Consider the following 16,200-nt stretch of genomic DNA (forward strand, 5'->3'; position numbering starts at 1 on the left):
ATAAAATGGCAATTAACTTAGAGAAAGGACAAAGACAAAGTATTGATGCGCCTAAATTTACTGTAGGTTTAGGATGGGATAGTAATGCAAGCAGCACCGGGACAAGTTTTGATTTGGATGCGTCAGTATTTTTAGTTGGTGCAAATGGAAAACTTCCAAATGACAATCATTTTATTTATTACAACAACTTAAAATCACCGGATCAGGCGGTTATTCATGCAGGAGATAACTTAACAGGAGCGGGAGACGGAGACGATGAAAAAATACAAATAGACTTGTCAAAAATTTCACCGGACGTTTTTGAGATTTCTTTCGTAGTTACCATTCATCATGCCGATACAAAAAGACAAAATTTTGGCCAGATCAGAAATTCGTTTATCAGAATTTTAGATCAATCTAATGTAGAATTGGTGAAGTACGAGCTTGATGAAGATTTCTCTATCGAAACAGCTGTTGAATTTGGAAGAATTTACAAAAGAAACGAAGAGTGGAAATTTGAAGCAGTTGGTATCGGAATGAAAGGTGGTTTACAAGATTACTTAAATAAATACAACTAATTAAACACAATTTACAAACATGGCAATTAACTTAACCAAAGGACAAAAAATTGATTTAAGAAAATCAAGTGGTGAAACACTAACCAATTTCTGTGTTGGTGTGAACTGGGGAGCTATCGAAACTAAAGGTTTTTTAGGATTATCTAAAAACATAAAAGAGATCGACTTAGATTTAAGTTGTGTGCTTATTGACGACCAAAATAAAATTTGTGATCATTTGTATTCTCCTTTATACAGAATAGAAGCTTTACAGCAATTTGGTTTGCCACAAGGTAAATTGTTAACCTCTGACGGGGCTTTAAAACATACAGGCGATGATCTTGCCGGAGATACCGGTGGAGATGATGGTCTTGATAACGAAATTATTACAGTTGATTTATCGAAAGTTAATGCAAACGTAAACCAGATATTTTTCTTCCTGAATAATGCCGGGACGGAAGATTTCTCTCAAATTCCTTACGCTAAAATCAGAATGTACGAAGGAACTCCAACCAGAGTGGTTTCTGAGTTTGCTTCTTATAACGTTTCTGCAGATTCGCAATACGTAAACAAACGTTCGATCATCATGGGGAAACTATACAAAAGAAATAACGAATGGAAATTTAGTGCCATTGGTGACCCGACAGCAGATACTTTTTTAGGACAAACTATTCATAAAATTGTAGCGTCATACCTTTAGTATTCCACTATAAATAAAATAGTACGATGAGACGATTACCAGTATATTTTTTATTAGATACGTCCGGATCAATGTACGGCGAACCCATCCAGGCTTTGAATAATGCGTTGAACGGTATGATTAATAATCTGCGTTCAGATGCACAAGCTTTAGATTCGCTTTGGATCAGTATTGTAACTTTTGACAGAGAAGTAAAGGAGATTGTGCCCTTAACCGAGTTGGTTCATTTTCAGCTTCCGGAGATTACTTGTCCACAAAGTGGTCCTACCAATACAGGAGCCGGATTAGATTTTATAATTCAGAAAGTAAACGCAGAAGTAATAAAAGGTTCCCCGACTCAAAAAGGAGACTGGAAACCTTTACTTTTTGTTTTTACGGATGGAAAACCTTCGGATATTCAGTTTTACAGAGAAAAAACACAAGAAATTAAAGCGTTAAATTTTGGCGCTGTTGTAGGTTGTGCAGCCGGTCACATGGCAGATGACAGTATTCTTAAGGAACTTACTGCCAATGTCGTTCATTTGGCCTCAGCTGACAGCTCGACTTTAAAACAATTTTTTAAATGGGTCTCTGAAACGATCGAACAAGGAAATAAAAGCCAGGGAACCGGAGAAAGCGTACTGCTGCCACCACCACCAAGCGAAATAACGGTAGTCATTTAATCCTGATCAATTCAGTTTTAAGTTTACATCTGGAATTGTTGTCTGACAAAGACAAGTTCGGAAGATACTTAAATCAATTTTCGACTTCTTCAATCGTAAATTTTACTACTATTTTGTTTTTCGAAAACCCGTATCAAAGTAGTCTAGTAATTAGGATATAAGTTGTTGTAATAACCCATTGGGTTCAATTAATTTTAACACATAGAATCATAGCTAACAAAACATAAAAAAAGACGTTTCACTTAAAATAAATCGCATAAGCTCATGTGAAGAAAATATGATTTTCTTGAAACGTTTCAATTTATAAATTCAAAATCTATGTCTCTATGTGTTAAAAAGATTTAGCAGAATTGCACCTAGCGGGTTATAGTAACCCATTGGGTTCAATTAATTTTAACACATAGAGACATAGCTAGCAAAGCATAAAAAAAGACGTTTCACTTAAAATAAATCGCATAAGCTTATGTGAAGAAAGTATGATTTTCTTGAAACGTTTCAATTTATAAATTCAAAATCTATGTTTCTATGTGTTAAAAAGATTTAGCAGAATTACACCTAGCGGGTTATAGTAACTCATTGGTTTCAATTAATTTTAACACATAGAGACATAGCTAGCAAAGCATAAAAAAAGACGTTTCACTTAAAATAAATCGCATAAGCTAATGTGAAGAAAATATGATTTTCTTGAAACGTTTCAATTTATAAATTCAAAACCTATGTGTCTATGTGTTAAAAAAAAATTAGCTGAATTCCCCAAAACAGGTTATAATAATTATTTTTTAATGTTTTAAAATTCTTCATAAAATGAGAAGATTACCCATATATTTTTTGATTGACATCTCGGAATCAATGGTTGGAGAACCCATTCAGCAAGTTGAAGAAGGGTTAGCCACTATAATTCAGGCATTAAAAACAGATCCACATGCGTTGGAAACGGTTTTTGTTTCGATTATTGTTTTTGCAGGTCAGCCTAAAACATTGGTACCCTTACAGGAAATCGTGAGTTTTTATCCGCCTAAATTTCCGGTAGGAAGCGGGACCTCATTGAGTAAAGGATTAGGACATTTGATGTACGAATTAAGAAATAATATTGTAAAAACAACTTATGAAGTAAAGGGAGACTGGAAGCCAATTGTATTCCTTTTTACAGATGGAGTGCCAACCGACAACAGTCAGGCCGCTATAAACGAATGGAAAGAAAATTGGCAACGAACCGCTAATTTGATCGCCGTTTCTTTCGGAAACGAAACCGATACAAAACTATTGGGACAGTTGACAGAAAATGTACTCCATTTTAAAAACACCAATGTACAATCGTATAAAGAGTTTTTCAGATGGGTTACCGATTCGATCAAGACAAGTAGCATTAGTGTCGAGAATAATTCATCAGGTTTTGAATTGGCAAAATTAGAAGGCGAAACACTTTCTAAAATAGATTTGACCAAAGCAGAGCCTATTAGACAATATGTTGATGATAATTATGTGGTTTTGAACGGTAAATGTCAAAACTCAAAAAGGCCCTATTTGATGAAATACCGCAAAACAATTGCGCCGTCAATTTATGCAGGTGTTGAATTGAGTTCAAAAAATTACAAACTCGTTGGCGCTTATCAGGTCGATAATTCTTATTTCGAATTGGCAGACGAATCGACCTTTAATACTACCGTAAATACAGAAGAACTCACCGGATTTCCTACCTGCCCTTGTTGCGGGAACCAAATTGCTTTTGCAGTCTGTGTTTGCGATAAAATACATTGTATTGGAGACGAAGAGATCAGTACCTGTCCGTGGTGTCATAATCAGGGATCTTATGGTTACGGAGAAGGTGGTTTTGATGTCAGCAGAACCCAAGGATAACACTTATGGAAGAGACCAAAAGATATCTTCAGTCTTTTTTATTTCAAAATAAAATCGATATTCCAAAAAGCAAAGAATCGCTTTTTGAAGATTTTATTAGTGATGAAACAAACAGTGCAGCAGTAAAAATAATAAAAGAAAAGCAAAAGCTGATTATGGACAATTGGAAGTTAAAGAATAGAATTGACGATATTATGCAGCATTCTTTTTTCTTGCCCAACGGTACGGTGAATAAAGAATATGAATCAAAAATTGACTTTATAAAACTGGGTTGGGAAGATATTATTTTTTACGAAATTGAAAATTTAGAAGAAACAGGACTTTATTTTGATACTGCCGAAAAATTGCTTTTTGGAATCCCAAAAAGAAGCGGCGATTTAAAAATAAAATTCCGTTTTAAAATAGAGGGAGAAGCTGAGGAAGTGCTATTAAACGAAAAAATAGTTACGCTGATCATAAACCCGGATCCAAAGTCATTGTGGAAAAATATTGAAAGTGATCCCAATGCCCCTTTTAGTAAAGAAGACAATGTAGCTGTTTCAGCTGTGTTTTTGGACAAAAATATTGTGGTCGCTTCCAAAAGAGGTCGCAGTCATGCTAATGTAGGTTCTTTTAGAGAAGACGATTTTGCATTCAGAAATTTCGAAGCAAGCGGATGGAGCGTTTTAGCAGTTTCAGACGGAGCAGGTTCTGCAGCGCTGTCCAGAAAAGGATCAAAATTAGCGTGTGATGCTATAATTGACTATTTCGAAACCCATTTAAATACTGAAGTTTGGAGCAAGTTCGAAGAGTTGGCGCTAAATTATCACGTTAAAAAAGATCTGGAATCAATTCAAAAAGCAAACGATTTTGTAAGTACTAATTTGTCGAAAGCGGCACATTTTGTAAATCAAAAGATAGCAGAATTTGCAACAGAGCAGGGTGAGGAATTGAAAAATTTTCATGCCACTTTAATTTTTACTTTGGTTAAAAAATATGATTTTGGTTATGCTATTTTAAGCTTTGGAGTTGGAGATTGTCCGATAAATTTGATCAACAAAGATTTAACTGAGGTAAGCTTAATAAACCTTATAGACGCTGGAGAATTTGGTGGTGGCACCCGATTTATAACCATGCCGGAAATCTTTCAAAACGAGAATTTTTCATCTCGATTTGGCTTTAAAATAGTAGATGATTTCTCTTATCTGGTATTGATGACTGACGGAATCTATGATCCAAAGTTTGAGGTTGAAGCCAACTTAGAAAAAATAGAGAAATGGAAGGCATTTCTATCTGATTTGAAAGGCGATAATGCAGAAAAAGCCAAAGTCGATTTTGAGCGTGACAATGCAGCTATTGCAACACAGCTCTCGAACTGGATGGATTTTTGGAGTCCCGGAAATCACGACGACAGAACTCTTGCTATAATTTACTAGAAGATGAGTATAGTTACGGTAAAATCAATAAACGACACCACAAAAACCTATCAATTTGTTGATAATGGCGAACCCATGCGCGGTGGGGTAAAAGATGTTTATTTTAGTCCCGATAAAAAATATGTGGTCGCTATTTTTAGAGACAAGTTAGACGACAATCAAAAAGAAAGATTGCAGCGCATAACCGGTAAATATTTTGCTCAGATTAAAGAAGGGGAAGCGAGTGATTATTATTTAAATGAAGTGTTCAGATGGCCAACCGATGTCATCGGGTATAATGGTCTCACAGGGATAATTGTTCCGGTTTATCATTCGAAGTTTTTCTTTAGAAAAGGATATCAGACGAGCGATTTAATTCAAGGAAAAGAAAAAAACGGAAAATGGTTTGCAGGGCCAAAATTCAGAAACCCACACTTCCCGTTGCGGGTCGCAAATTCGGAATTGGGAGATTGGCTGAGCTATTTTCAGGTTTGTGTAAATCTGTCACGAGGCGTAAAAAAGATGCACGCGATGGGATTGGCGCATTCTGATTTGTCGTACAATAATGTTTTGATTGATCCCGTTGAGCGATCGGCTTGTATGATTGATTTAGACGGATTGGTCGTACCTGGTGTGTTTCAGGCAGAAGTAATTGGTACGGCAGAATTTATTGCTCCCGAAGTACTTGCTACCAAACATTTAGACAAAACAGATCCCAATAGAAAATTGCCCAACAGGCTTACGGATTTGCATGCACTGCCCGTTCTTATTTATATGTTTTTGCTGCACAGACATCCATTAAAAGGAGGGAAAGTACATGATTTAGATACCGAAAAAGACGATTTGTTGTCGATGGGAGAGAGGGCAATGTTTATCGAGCACCCGACGGATGTTACCAACAGACCTAAACTCAATCAGGTTTCAAAATGGGATTTGCCTTGGGCAGATATTGCCAAGTTGCCATACGCAATCACGGGGCCTTATTTAAAAACATTGTTTGATAAAGTTTTTATAGACGGATTACACAATCCAATGCAAAGACCTAATGCAGAAGAGTGGGAAAATGCCTTATTAAAAACAACCGATTTAATGCAGAAATGTCATAACACGGCTTGCGAACAAAAATGGTATGTTTTTGACAATACAAATCGTCCAAGATGCCCGTTTTGCGGAACAGCTCACGAAGGGACACTTCCGGTTTTAGACTTGTACTATCAATATCAGGATACCGTTTGGAAGCCCGAGAATCATAGACTAATGGTTTATAATGATCAATATTTGTTTCTATGGCACGTTAATCGTAATATTGCCAGAAATGAGAAATTGACCCCGGAGCAAAAAGTACCGGTTGGTTATTTTACTTTTTTCAAAGGGAAGTGGGTATTGGTCAATCAGAAGTTGAATTCGTTGAAAGATTTGACAGAAGATAAAGAAATTCCAATAGGCACCATGGTAGAACTTACCGATGGAAAAAAAATACTTCTTTCAAAGGAAGAAGGAGGAAGAGTGATCGTAATAACAATGGCTAATACATAAAATTTAAAATTTAACTTAATTAATATCTAAAATGAATCAACACCCAATTTTTTCAGAACATCCCGGTCTGGTTATCGTTTTTGCGATCGCAGTAGTCATCATGCTATTGTTGGATTTAGGAATCTTCAATAAAAAAAGTCACGTAGTAAGTAATAAAGAAGCAGTAACCTGGTCTTTAGTTTGGATTAGTTTAGCGATGATTTTTAGTGGTTTAGTGTACCACTTCGCCGGATCGGCAAAATTCTATGAATTTCAATCGGCTTATTGGATTGAAAAAGCACTTTCTGTTGATAATCTTTTTGTTTTCATTTTAGTATTTAAGTTTTTTGATGTTGCCAATCAAAACAAACATAAAGTTTTGTTCTGGGGAATTATCGGAGCATTAGTTTTAAGAGCCATCTTTATCTTCTCAGGAGCTTTCTTAATCGAATTGACCTATTTGAATAAATTGTTAAGCTTTGCAGGAATCCCAGGATTTAAATACGATATCAACCTAATTATGACCGCTTTCGGATTGTTTTTGGTTTATGCAGGGATCAAATCATGGTCTTCAGGAGATGAGGACGAAGATGAGGATTACAACAATACAAGAGGAGCAAGACTGATTAGAAAGTTTTTCAGTGTTAGCGATAAGTACGATGGAGATAAATTCTTCACGTATGAAAACGGAAAAAAATTAGCAACACCACTTTTAGTTGTGGTTGCGGTGATTGAATTTACCGATTTATTGTTCGCAGTAGATTCTATTCCGGCAATTTTTGCGATATCAAATGACCCGTTTATTCTTTATACTTCAAACATTTTTGCGATTTTAGGACTTAGAGCATTGTTCTTCTTGTTGGATAATTTCATTCATTTATTCAGTAAATTACAATACGGTTTGGCAATTATTTTATCTTTTATCGGGGTAAAAATGATCATTTCGCCATTCTATCATGTCGATTCTGTTTACTCTTTATTGGTAATCGGAGGCGTTCTTTTAATTTCGGTTGTGGCTTCGATCATGTTACCGGAGGTTAAAGAAGCTTAATTTTAAGAAGAGGTTTTTAAAACCACAAAGAATATAAACATATTAAAAAACGGATTGGAAATTACATGTAATTTTCAATCCGTTTTTTTGTACGGGAGAATATTGCAAAAGCTATTGTTTTTCAACGTAGAAACTTCAATTAATTGTTATACTTTTGCACTTTCAAAACGTATCGTAAAAAAGGTTGTTTTTTCAACCCGTTTACACGTTAATTTAATAAATAACAATGGTTTATTCAGCCATTGTCGCATACAACAATAGTCATACATTATGCTTAATATACACAATTTGTCGGTTTCTTTTGGAGGAACATTTTTATTTGAAGAAGTTACTTTTCGTTTAGGAGCAGGAGACCGCGTAGGTCTTGTTGGTAAAAACGGTGCAGGTAAATCGACAATGCTTAAAATGTTAGCGAGAGATTTTGCTCCGGATTCAGGAGTTATTTCTCAGGAAAAAGATATCCGAATGGGGTTTTTACGCCAGGATATTGATTTCGAACAAGGAAGAACCGTATTGGAAGAAGCTTATGAAGCTTTTACTGAGATTAAAATTGTAGAAAAAAAGTTAGAAGAAATCAATCATCAATTGGTGACCAGAACCGATTATGAAAGTGAAGAATACAGCCAAATCATTGAAGATTTATCTGATTATACACATCGTTTTGACCTTTTAGGAGGTTATAACTATGTGGGAGATACAGAGAAAATTCTTTTAGGATTAGGTTTCAAAAGAGAAGTATTTAATAACCAAACCGAGACTTTTTCGGGAGGTTGGAGAATGCGTATCGAGTTGGCGAAGTTATTATTACAATCCAATGATGTATTGTTACTGGATGAGCCTACCAACCACTTAGATATCGAAAGTATCATTTGGTTAGAAAGTTTCCTTCGTAATTATCCGGGAGTTGTGGTAATTGTATCGCACGATAAAATGTTTTTGGATAATGTGACCAATCGTACGATCGAAATTTCGTTAGGAAAAGCATACGATTTCAATAAACCATATTCTCAGTATTTGGAATTGCGTCACGAAATCCGTGAGAAACAATTGGCAACTCAAAAGAACCAAGCCAAGAAGATTGAAGAAACAGAAAAATTAATCGAGAAATTCCGTGCGAAAGCTTCAAAAGCTTCGATGGCGCAATCGTTGATTAAAAAATTAGATAAAGTAGAACGAATCGAAGTTGACGAAGACGATAATTCAGTAATGAATATTTCTTTCCCTGTTTCAAAAGAACCAGGAAAAGTAGTCGTTGAAGCAGAGAATGTTACTAAAAGTTATGGCGATAAAGTAATCCTAAAAGAGATTAGTCTATTGGTAGAACGCGGTAGTAAAATTGCCTTTGTTGGACAAAATGGACAAGGTAAGTCTACTTTTATCAAAGCATTGGTTAATGAATTTGAATACCAGGGAAATATTAAGTTAGGACACAACGTTCAGTTGGGTTATTTTGCCCAAAATCAAGCAGAATATCTGGATGGTGAAATCACCTTACTTCAAACCATGGAAGATGCTGCAACAGATACGAACCGTTCTAAAGTTCGTGATATGTTAGGATCATTTTTATTCCGTGGTGACGATGTAGAGAAAAAAGTAAAAGTACTTTCAGGAGGAGAGCGTAACCGTTTGGCACTTTGTAAATTATTGTTACAGCCTATCAACGTATTGTTAATGGATGAGCCGACGAATCACTTAGACATCAAATCTAAGAACGTTCTGAAAGCGGCACTTCAAAAATTCGGTGGTACTTTATTATTGGTTTCTCACGATAGAGATTTCCTTCAGGGAATGTCGAATATCGTTTATGAATTTAAAGACCAGAAAATAAAAGAATATCTAGGTGATATCAACTATTTCTTAGAGCAACGCAATCTTGAAAACATGCGTGAAGTCGAGAAAAAAGACGTTGCAAAAGTAGCTGCTCCAAAAGAAAACAACAAGACTTCATACGAAGATCAGAAAAAAGGAAAAGCACTGCAAAACAGATTAAGTAAAATCGAAAGTCAAATCAAACAATTAGAAAAAGACATTCAACACGACGATAAAATGTTGACTTCTAATTACGACAAACATATAGAAGATGCTTCCTTTTTTAAGGCTTACAACAAGAAAAAAGCAGATCTTGACCAGTTACTATTAGATTGGGAAATCGTTCAGGAAGAGATTGATAATTTTAGTGTCTAGGTTTTAGTCTCGGTCTCAGTTTACAGTCTCAGTCACAGTTTTAGTTTACAGATTTTCTATGGTACAATTATTCATAGAAAATCTGTTTTTTTTTAACAGATTTCTCATCTGTCAGGCTGAGCGAAGTCGAAGCCCCCTTTTTACCTAAACAGCCCTTCGACTTCGCTCAGGGTGACAATCGAATAAAAAAAAAGCATCTCGCAATCACTTAATAATCCCAATAGATTTAGAATGCATAATAGCTTCGCTGCTGTCCTTAAAATAACAAACCGCAATGTCTAAACCTTCCAGATTTTTGAGAATGGTTTTGGTCGTTTCTTTTTTATTTTTGCCCGTTTGTCTGATGTAAACCGCTTTTACGGTTACGGGAAATATTTTACAAATGCGTTCGTACAAAACAGGATCATGTTGCGAATCATCTCCCAAGAGAACATACTGTAGATTGGGGTAGAACTCTAAAACATGTTTGATCTTGTCAAATTTATGATCGTGATTGCCTCTGCCGCTCATAAAAAAATCAGTGATTCCGGTTTTGATATCCTTCAATAAAATAACAGCTCTGGGCAGTCGGTGTATTTTGGTGAATTTTACGATGAAATTGTATAAATTCCATTCACTGCTGGAAACAAAAAAAAAGGCGTTTTTTTCTTCTTTATTGTTTCTTCCGGCAGAACTTAAAGCCTGGTAATGCGGAACGACATCATTAAAAACCTTTCTGTCGTTGACATTTTTAAATAAAAGAATGTATATTTTTCGGAAGACATTTCGCGTATGAGAAATCAAAAAAGTATCATCAATGTCGGATATGATTCCAAGATTGCCTTCGTGAGGCCTTATAAAACTGCCTTTTGCGGTTATGGTTTCTGATTTGTATCGGATGCTGACCTCATATTCCATCCACCCAAAATTAGGCTCATCCTGAATTGGAATACAAAATTTGAAATAACCATCATCGAGTGTTTTCGAGTGAATTTCCTGATGACCGAATTTTAGGTAGACATCAAAATTCCGAATGGTTTTTATCCGAAATAAGTTGACGATAGAAGTAGCGTTTTTGAAGTTTTTCTTCTGAAAATCATAATCATACAATGTTTTAAAGACATGCCCCATCACGATTAATTCCTGATCATTAGCATAACCCCGGTATAATTGTAGAATTGGCTTCATTAATTGTGTACTTTTATATAAAGTTGGAAATTAATTATTTTAATCGGTTTTAGAAATTAAATTTTGAAAAAGAATATTGTTTTTGTTGTAAATCCTATTTCGGGTGATTTGGATAAGTCAGATTTAATGGAGGCTGTCTATGAGTTTTCGATCACAAATAACTTCAATTTGGTGGTGTATGAAACCACAGGCCAGTCCGATGTAAAAGCGATACAATTGCTTTATGAGCAATGCAGTCCCCAAAGAATTGTTGTGGCTGGTGGTGACGGAACTATAAAAATGGTTGCCGAAGCAATGGAGCAATACGATATTGTAATTGGTATTTTGCCCGCCGGTTCTGCCAATGGTTTGTCTGTCGATTTAAATTTACCGGATTCAACAGAAGAGAATCTGGAAATTGCTTTTCTGCATTCGTATATGGAAATAGATATGATTTCTATTAACGGCAAGAAGAGCATTCACTTGAGTGATATTGGAATCAATGCTGATTTAGTAAAAAACTACGAAGAAAGTAATTGGAGAGGCATCTGGGGCTACGCTTTGCAGGCCTACACGACGCTGGTGGATTCCAATGATCCTTTTGTTGCCACAATTACGACTAATAAAGAAACAAGCGAACACACGGCAAGAATGATTGTCATTGCGAACTCTCAGAAATACGGAACAGGTGTTACGATCAATCCTCACGGAGCAATGAACGACGGTAAGTTTGAATTGGTAATTCTTAAAAGCCTCGATTTATTATTGCTTGGAAAGATTATTACCGGAAATATGCCCATTGATTCCGAGGATATTGTGATCATTTCGACCGATAAAGCCACTATTAAAACCAATTATCCGGTTAATTTTCAGATTGACGGGGAGTATTGCGGCGCACAGACTTCTTTAGACATTCATATTCTGCACAAACAAATGAAAATAGCCGTTCCTTAAAATTATTTAAAAGGATTTCTTTCTTTCCATTCCGTTTTAGGCTCTAAGTAATCAAATAGTTTACCGATGTTTTTATTGATTAAAGCATTGCTGTGGGTGATTAAACCGTACATTTTTACTGGTTTAGCGCCTACGGAACTTTTTATTTCGAGGGCAGTTCTGGCAAATACAACTTCCGAAAATCCATGATTGATGGAATAAGCGATCATATCATAAAGCATGTTGAGGTATAGCATTTTATCACGCTGAATGCTCTCGTCATAGCCTAGGAAATAGGTGTCCATCACAGCGCCATTTTGAATCAAAGTATTGAATCCGATTAACTTTTCATCTAAAAAATAACCATAAAAAAGAAAGTCTTCTTTCATGATTTCTTTAAAAGTGCGGAAATGATTTTTAGCCAGAAAAAAAGTGTTGAAAGGCGCATTTTTTGCTACATGAAAATAGAGATCATAAATCGTATCTTCATATTTTATGATGTCTTCCAGAGACATTTTTTGTTTTTCGATTCCTTCTGCTTTTTTGCGGGCGCGTTTGTATTGGTCGCGATATTTTTTAGAAAGTGCTTCAATATAATCCTGTTCCGTTTTCCAATTCGAATTGATTTCAAAAATCATATTGGGCTGCGTAGAGAAGGTAAAGTTGTTTTTGAATTCACTTTTTAAAGGCTCAATCTCACTTTCTGTAAAGTCTTTTATACTGGTAATATGAACTTTCTTCCCTTTTGCTCTAAGCTCTTTTTTGAGTTCAGTGATGGCTTTATGGAGTGTTTTAATCACTTTTGCCTGATTTGCATTTTCAGCAATCGAAAAAGCATTTTGTCCCGTAAGCATATTGTTGCCCACAAACAAAACATGCGAAGCAAAATTCTTGAATGCAAAATTACGAACTGATGTTTTTAAGCACTGATCCCGTTCTCCAAAAGATTCGAGTTTTTCTGCGAAAATAAATTGAGTTAAAGCGATTCCGATTAGATTGTCATTTTTAAAAATTCCGATAAAATGACAAAGCATATTGGCCGGAGAAGATTTTTCGAGTACTTCGAGATATTTCCGGGTCAGAAAGATGTTTTCGGTGGTTAGCGCATCCCATTCTAAAGGCAGTGATGAAGCGCTATTGTATAGTTGGAAAGTATAAGTTGTACTCAAAAGTAGATGCTAATTTTGTCAAAATTAGATAATATTTATAAGAACCAATCCTGTTTAAGTTATTATTAAGAAAAACCCGTTTGACTTTTGATTTCAAACGGGTTGTGTTCTTTTATGTGGTTAGGCAAATGCACAAACGATTCCACCCATTAAAGTCAGTGTGACGATCCAGAATCCGGCGTGAATCAAAATGTATTTCCATGATTTTCTTTCGAATAGCGAATTAATCCCAACTACGGGAAAAGCAAAAAACAGGCCTGAGATAAAACCGTGCAGCGCACCGTGTTTAAAAGTACGATAAGCCGTTCCGTAATCTGCCATAAAAGCGGCAAACGATGGTTTTGCACTGGCGATCAACGGAGGGCCGCCGACCATTCCTACTGCTCCGGATTGATGAATAGTCAATGCCATTAAAACGATGGTAATCATTAGCGAAAAAACATATGTTAATCCGAAAATTTTAAGCATGTTTCCGGTTCGAAGGACCTCTTCGGTCAGATTACTTTCTCTCATCCATACTGTTCCAAAGACTTTTGGATGATACCAGATAAAACCAACGACAAGTGTCATGATAGCAGCAACTAGTAGTGCAATAAAGTTAATTTCCATAATATGAGGTTTTTATGATTAGTTAGTCAAATTTAATCAAATAAAGTAAAACTTTTGGAAATTTGTAATAAGTAGTATAAATAACGTTAATAAATTACTTATTAACACTTTATCGACATTATGTGCTTTATGTCTGTAAAATGTATAATTTTATTCCTGAAAACAAACCCCCAAATCTGTTATGAAAAGTTATATCACTCTTTTTTTAGCACTTGTTTTTTCTCTAAATATTTTTGCAGATACTGTTTCGGACAAAGAAAAAGATGCCCTTATTAAGTTGTACCATGCTACTAATGGATCACAATGGAAAATAAAATGGGATTTGTCATTATCAGTAGCTACATGGTATGGAGTAACAGCTGAAAACGGAAAAGTTGTCGGGCTTAATTTGGCCAACAATAATTTGCAGGGAGAATTACCCGGTGAGTTTTACGATTTAGTAAATCTGATTGCCGTCGATTTGCATGAAAATGGACTGAAAGGACAACTTCCTGTAGCAATTCAAAATCTGAAGGAGCTTGAAGTTCTCGATGTTTCATTAAATGAGCTGTCAGGAACATTACCGGCTTCGATTTGCGAATTAAAAAAACTGAAAAATTTAGAGCTTTTTGCTAATAAAATTTCAGGAGAATTGCCAATAGAGATTGGAAAATTAAAGCAGTTAGAAATACTGTCGTTGTTTAATAATGAACTGGAAGGGCAACTGCCGGGTTCTTTATATAAAATTCAGACATTGAAGGTATTGCTGCTCAATAATAATAAGATGTCCGGGAACTTAAGTAATGAAATACTTAATTTTTCTGCTCTTGAAAATCTGAGTCTGTTTGACAATAGTTTTGGAGGTGAAATTCCAAAAGGACTGGAAAAGTTACATAATTTGTCTGAAATGAATCTTTCATACAATAAATTTGAAGGAACCGTTTCTAAAAACTTGGTGTTATTAGACGCACTGAATATGACGATGTTTGACGAAAACGGAGATCCGGTTTTGTTAGAAATTAATAATGAAAAAGAAACTACAATTGTTACCCAAAATTAATCATGCTTATGAATGAATTTCACTCTCGTTAAAAAGTTGATTAAATATATTTAGTTAATTGTTGAAAACCGTAATTCGTTACGGTTTTTTTCTGCCCAAAAGTGATTGGAGTAAGGAATTGTTATGAACACGAATTACACGAATTTTCACTAATCAATTCGCGCAATTTGTGGCGTTTTTTTTGAAGCTAAATTTTATGGAATGTTTTTATGAACACGAATTACACGAATTTTCACTAATCAATTCGTGTTAATTCGTGTAATTCGTGTTTTTTTTTAGGTTAGACTTTATCGGGATGTTTTTATAGCCACGAATCTCACAAATTTCCACTAATCAATTCGTGTTAATTCGTGTAATTCGTGTTTTTTTTTAAGTTAGACTTTATCGGGATGTTTTTATAGCCACGAATCTCACAAATTTCCACTAATCAATTCGTGTTAATTCGTGCAATTCGTGTTTTTTTTTAGGTCAAACTTTATCCGTATGAAAAGAAGACTCGAATGAAAGATTTCGTCACTCTGTAGAAAAAAGTAATCCTTTCAATCCTTTTAATCTGTGGCAGATCTTTTTTTTATTTCGCCACAGATTAAAAGGATTTTTCTGGTTTGTGGTCTTGTGCTTTTGACTAGACAGAAATCTTCATAAAGACGCTGCAACTTTTGGACATGATTTAAATAACATTTATTTTTGAAGCGATTTTTTATTCATTTGCTTTTTTTTCATAACTTTAGTTATCAATGTTGGGATGAAAAATAAAATCTTAAATTAACCCTTTTAATTATAAAATTATGGTAGTACAATATAAAGGTGAACAATACGGAAAGGAGACACAATTTACAATAAGAATCATTGGTAATAACCTTTCTAAAAGCAGTTCAAATTATCAAATAGATTTATTGGTAGGTGACAAGCAATTGCCAACTTTTACCACGTCTATTCACCAGAGTTTATCAAATTGCCTGAAAGAGATCTATTTGTTCAGAAAACATAACGGGATTAAATTTGATGCTTCTTCTGAAGTAATAAATCCTAAATTAGTGCCTTACGATAAGGTTTTGTACGATTATAATAAGTATGCTTTGTTTATGGCTTAGGTCATTTTACTTAGTAAAAATACGGAAGACTGTCTATTGAGATGGTCTTTTTTTTGTTTTCATAGAGGAGGATTAGTGCTTTACAAAGAAAAATGTTTGACACGAATTTCACGAATTGGCACGAATTATTTTGTTGGTTATGTTTTTTTGCTGCGTAATGCTTGTCTTTTCGATGTAAGGAGAAATCACACATGTTATGTATGTTTTTTATGGAATATAGATTCTTGTGTAGGCTTAACCGCAAGGGTTGCGAAGTTTAATTATAGTATAGTAAATCCTTTTAAATTTTGTACCTATTTTTTTTCACGCAG

At 34.9% G+C, this 16,200-nt stretch carries 14 protein-coding genes; 11 read left to right on the forward strand and 3 right to left on the reverse strand.

Annotation, left to right across the window (positions count from 1 at the left end; translation table 11 throughout):
• The first annotated feature begins 5 nt into the window (after positions 1–5).
• From LNP23_RS09180 to LNP23_RS09215, 8 genes are all read left to right on the forward strand, one after another.
• Entirely contained in the window at positions 6–557 is a 552-nt protein-coding gene (locus LNP23_RS09180; RefSeq protein WP_047778542.1) for a TerD family protein, read from the forward strand.
• Positions 558–576: 19 nt separating this feature from the next.
• Positions 577–1,236: a TerD family protein gene (locus LNP23_RS09185; RefSeq protein ID WP_230004649.1), complete on the forward strand. Its 660-nt coding sequence runs from the start codon at positions 577–579 to the stop codon at positions 1,234–1,236.
• Between the two features lie 26 nt (positions 1,237–1,262).
• Positions 1,263–1,898 (forward strand): vWA domain-containing protein, encoded by a 636-nt coding sequence (locus tag LNP23_RS09190; RefSeq protein ID WP_230004650.1) that lies wholly within the window; start codon positions 1,263–1,265, stop codon positions 1,896–1,898.
• Between the two features lie 804 nt (positions 1,899–2,702).
• The gene (locus tag LNP23_RS09195) at positions 2,703–3,755 is read left to right on the forward strand and encodes a TerY-C metal binding domain-containing protein (protein ID WP_230004651.1); all 1,053 of its coding nucleotides are present in this window, start codon (positions 2,703–2,705) and stop codon (positions 3,753–3,755) included.
• Positions 3,756–3,760: 5 nt separating this feature from the next.
• Positions 3,761–5,170 (forward strand): PP2C family serine/threonine-protein phosphatase, encoded by a 1,410-nt coding sequence (locus LNP23_RS09200; RefSeq protein WP_230004652.1) that lies wholly within the window; start codon positions 3,761–3,763, stop codon positions 5,168–5,170.
• A gap of 3 nt (positions 5,171–5,173) precedes the next feature.
• Positions 5,174–6,685 carry a helix-hairpin-helix domain-containing protein gene (locus LNP23_RS09205; RefSeq protein ID WP_230004653.1) on the forward strand — a complete coding sequence of 504 codons (1,512 nt, stop codon included), beginning with the start codon at positions 5,174–5,176 and terminating at the stop codon, positions 6,683–6,685.
• A gap of 31 nt (positions 6,686–6,716) precedes the next feature.
• Positions 6,717–7,715 carry a TerC/Alx family metal homeostasis membrane protein gene (locus LNP23_RS09210; protein ID WP_047778548.1) on the forward strand — a complete coding sequence of 333 codons (999 nt, stop codon included), beginning with the start codon at positions 6,717–6,719 and terminating at the stop codon, positions 7,713–7,715.
• Between the two features lie 270 nt (positions 7,716–7,985).
• A complete protein-coding gene (locus tag LNP23_RS09215; RefSeq protein WP_047778549.1) occupies positions 7,986–9,899 on the forward strand; it encodes an ABC-F family ATP-binding cassette domain-containing protein in 1,914 nt (637 codons plus the stop codon).
• A gap of 204 nt (positions 9,900–10,103) precedes the next feature.
• Here the strand turns inward: LNP23_RS09215 and LNP23_RS09220 are convergent, their stop codons facing one another.
• Positions 10,104–11,066 carry an App1 family protein phosphatidate phosphatase gene (locus tag LNP23_RS09220; protein WP_230004654.1) on the reverse strand — a complete coding sequence of 321 codons (963 nt, stop codon included), beginning with the start codon at positions 11,064–11,066 and terminating at the stop codon, positions 10,104–10,106.
• Positions 11,067–11,129: 63 nt separating this feature from the next.
• Between LNP23_RS09220 and LNP23_RS09225 the strand changes: the two genes are divergently transcribed.
• Positions 11,130–11,999: a diacylglycerol/lipid kinase family protein gene (locus tag LNP23_RS09225; RefSeq protein WP_230004655.1), complete on the forward strand. Its 870-nt coding sequence runs from the start codon at positions 11,130–11,132 to the stop codon at positions 11,997–11,999.
• A gap of 2 nt (positions 12,000–12,001) precedes the next feature.
• On the opposite strand, the gene LNP23_RS09230 is transcribed toward LNP23_RS09225, so the two are convergent.
• Positions 12,002–13,147, reverse strand: a complete 1,146-nt coding sequence (locus LNP23_RS09230) for a peptidogalycan biosysnthesis protein (protein ID WP_230004656.1) — start codon at positions 13,145–13,147, stop codon at positions 12,002–12,004.
• A 120-nt stretch (positions 13,148–13,267) separates the two neighbouring features.
• The gene (locus tag LNP23_RS09235; protein ID WP_230004657.1) at positions 13,268–13,756 is read right to left on the reverse strand and encodes a DUF1761 domain-containing protein; all 489 of its coding nucleotides are present in this window, start codon (positions 13,754–13,756) and stop codon (positions 13,268–13,270) included.
• Positions 13,757–13,937: 181 nt separating this feature from the next.
• Here LNP23_RS09235 and LNP23_RS09240 point away from each other — a divergent pair, with 181 nt between their 5' ends.
• Both LNP23_RS09240 and LNP23_RS09245 read left to right on the forward strand, forming a co-directional pair.
• On the forward strand, positions 13,938–14,795 hold the full coding sequence (locus tag LNP23_RS09240; protein WP_230004658.1) for a leucine-rich repeat domain-containing protein: 858 nt from the start codon (positions 13,938–13,940) through the stop codon (positions 14,793–14,795).
• Between the two features lie 788 nt (positions 14,796–15,583).
• Entirely contained in the window at positions 15,584–15,889 is a 306-nt protein-coding gene (locus LNP23_RS09245) for a hypothetical protein (protein WP_047778555.1), read from the forward strand.
• The last annotated feature ends 311 nt before the right edge of the window (positions 15,890–16,200 follow it).

Source organism: Flavobacterium cupriresistens, assembly GCF_020911925.1.
GTDB classification, from domain to species: Bacteria; Bacteroidota; Bacteroidia; order Flavobacteriales; family Flavobacteriaceae; genus Flavobacterium; species Flavobacterium cupriresistens.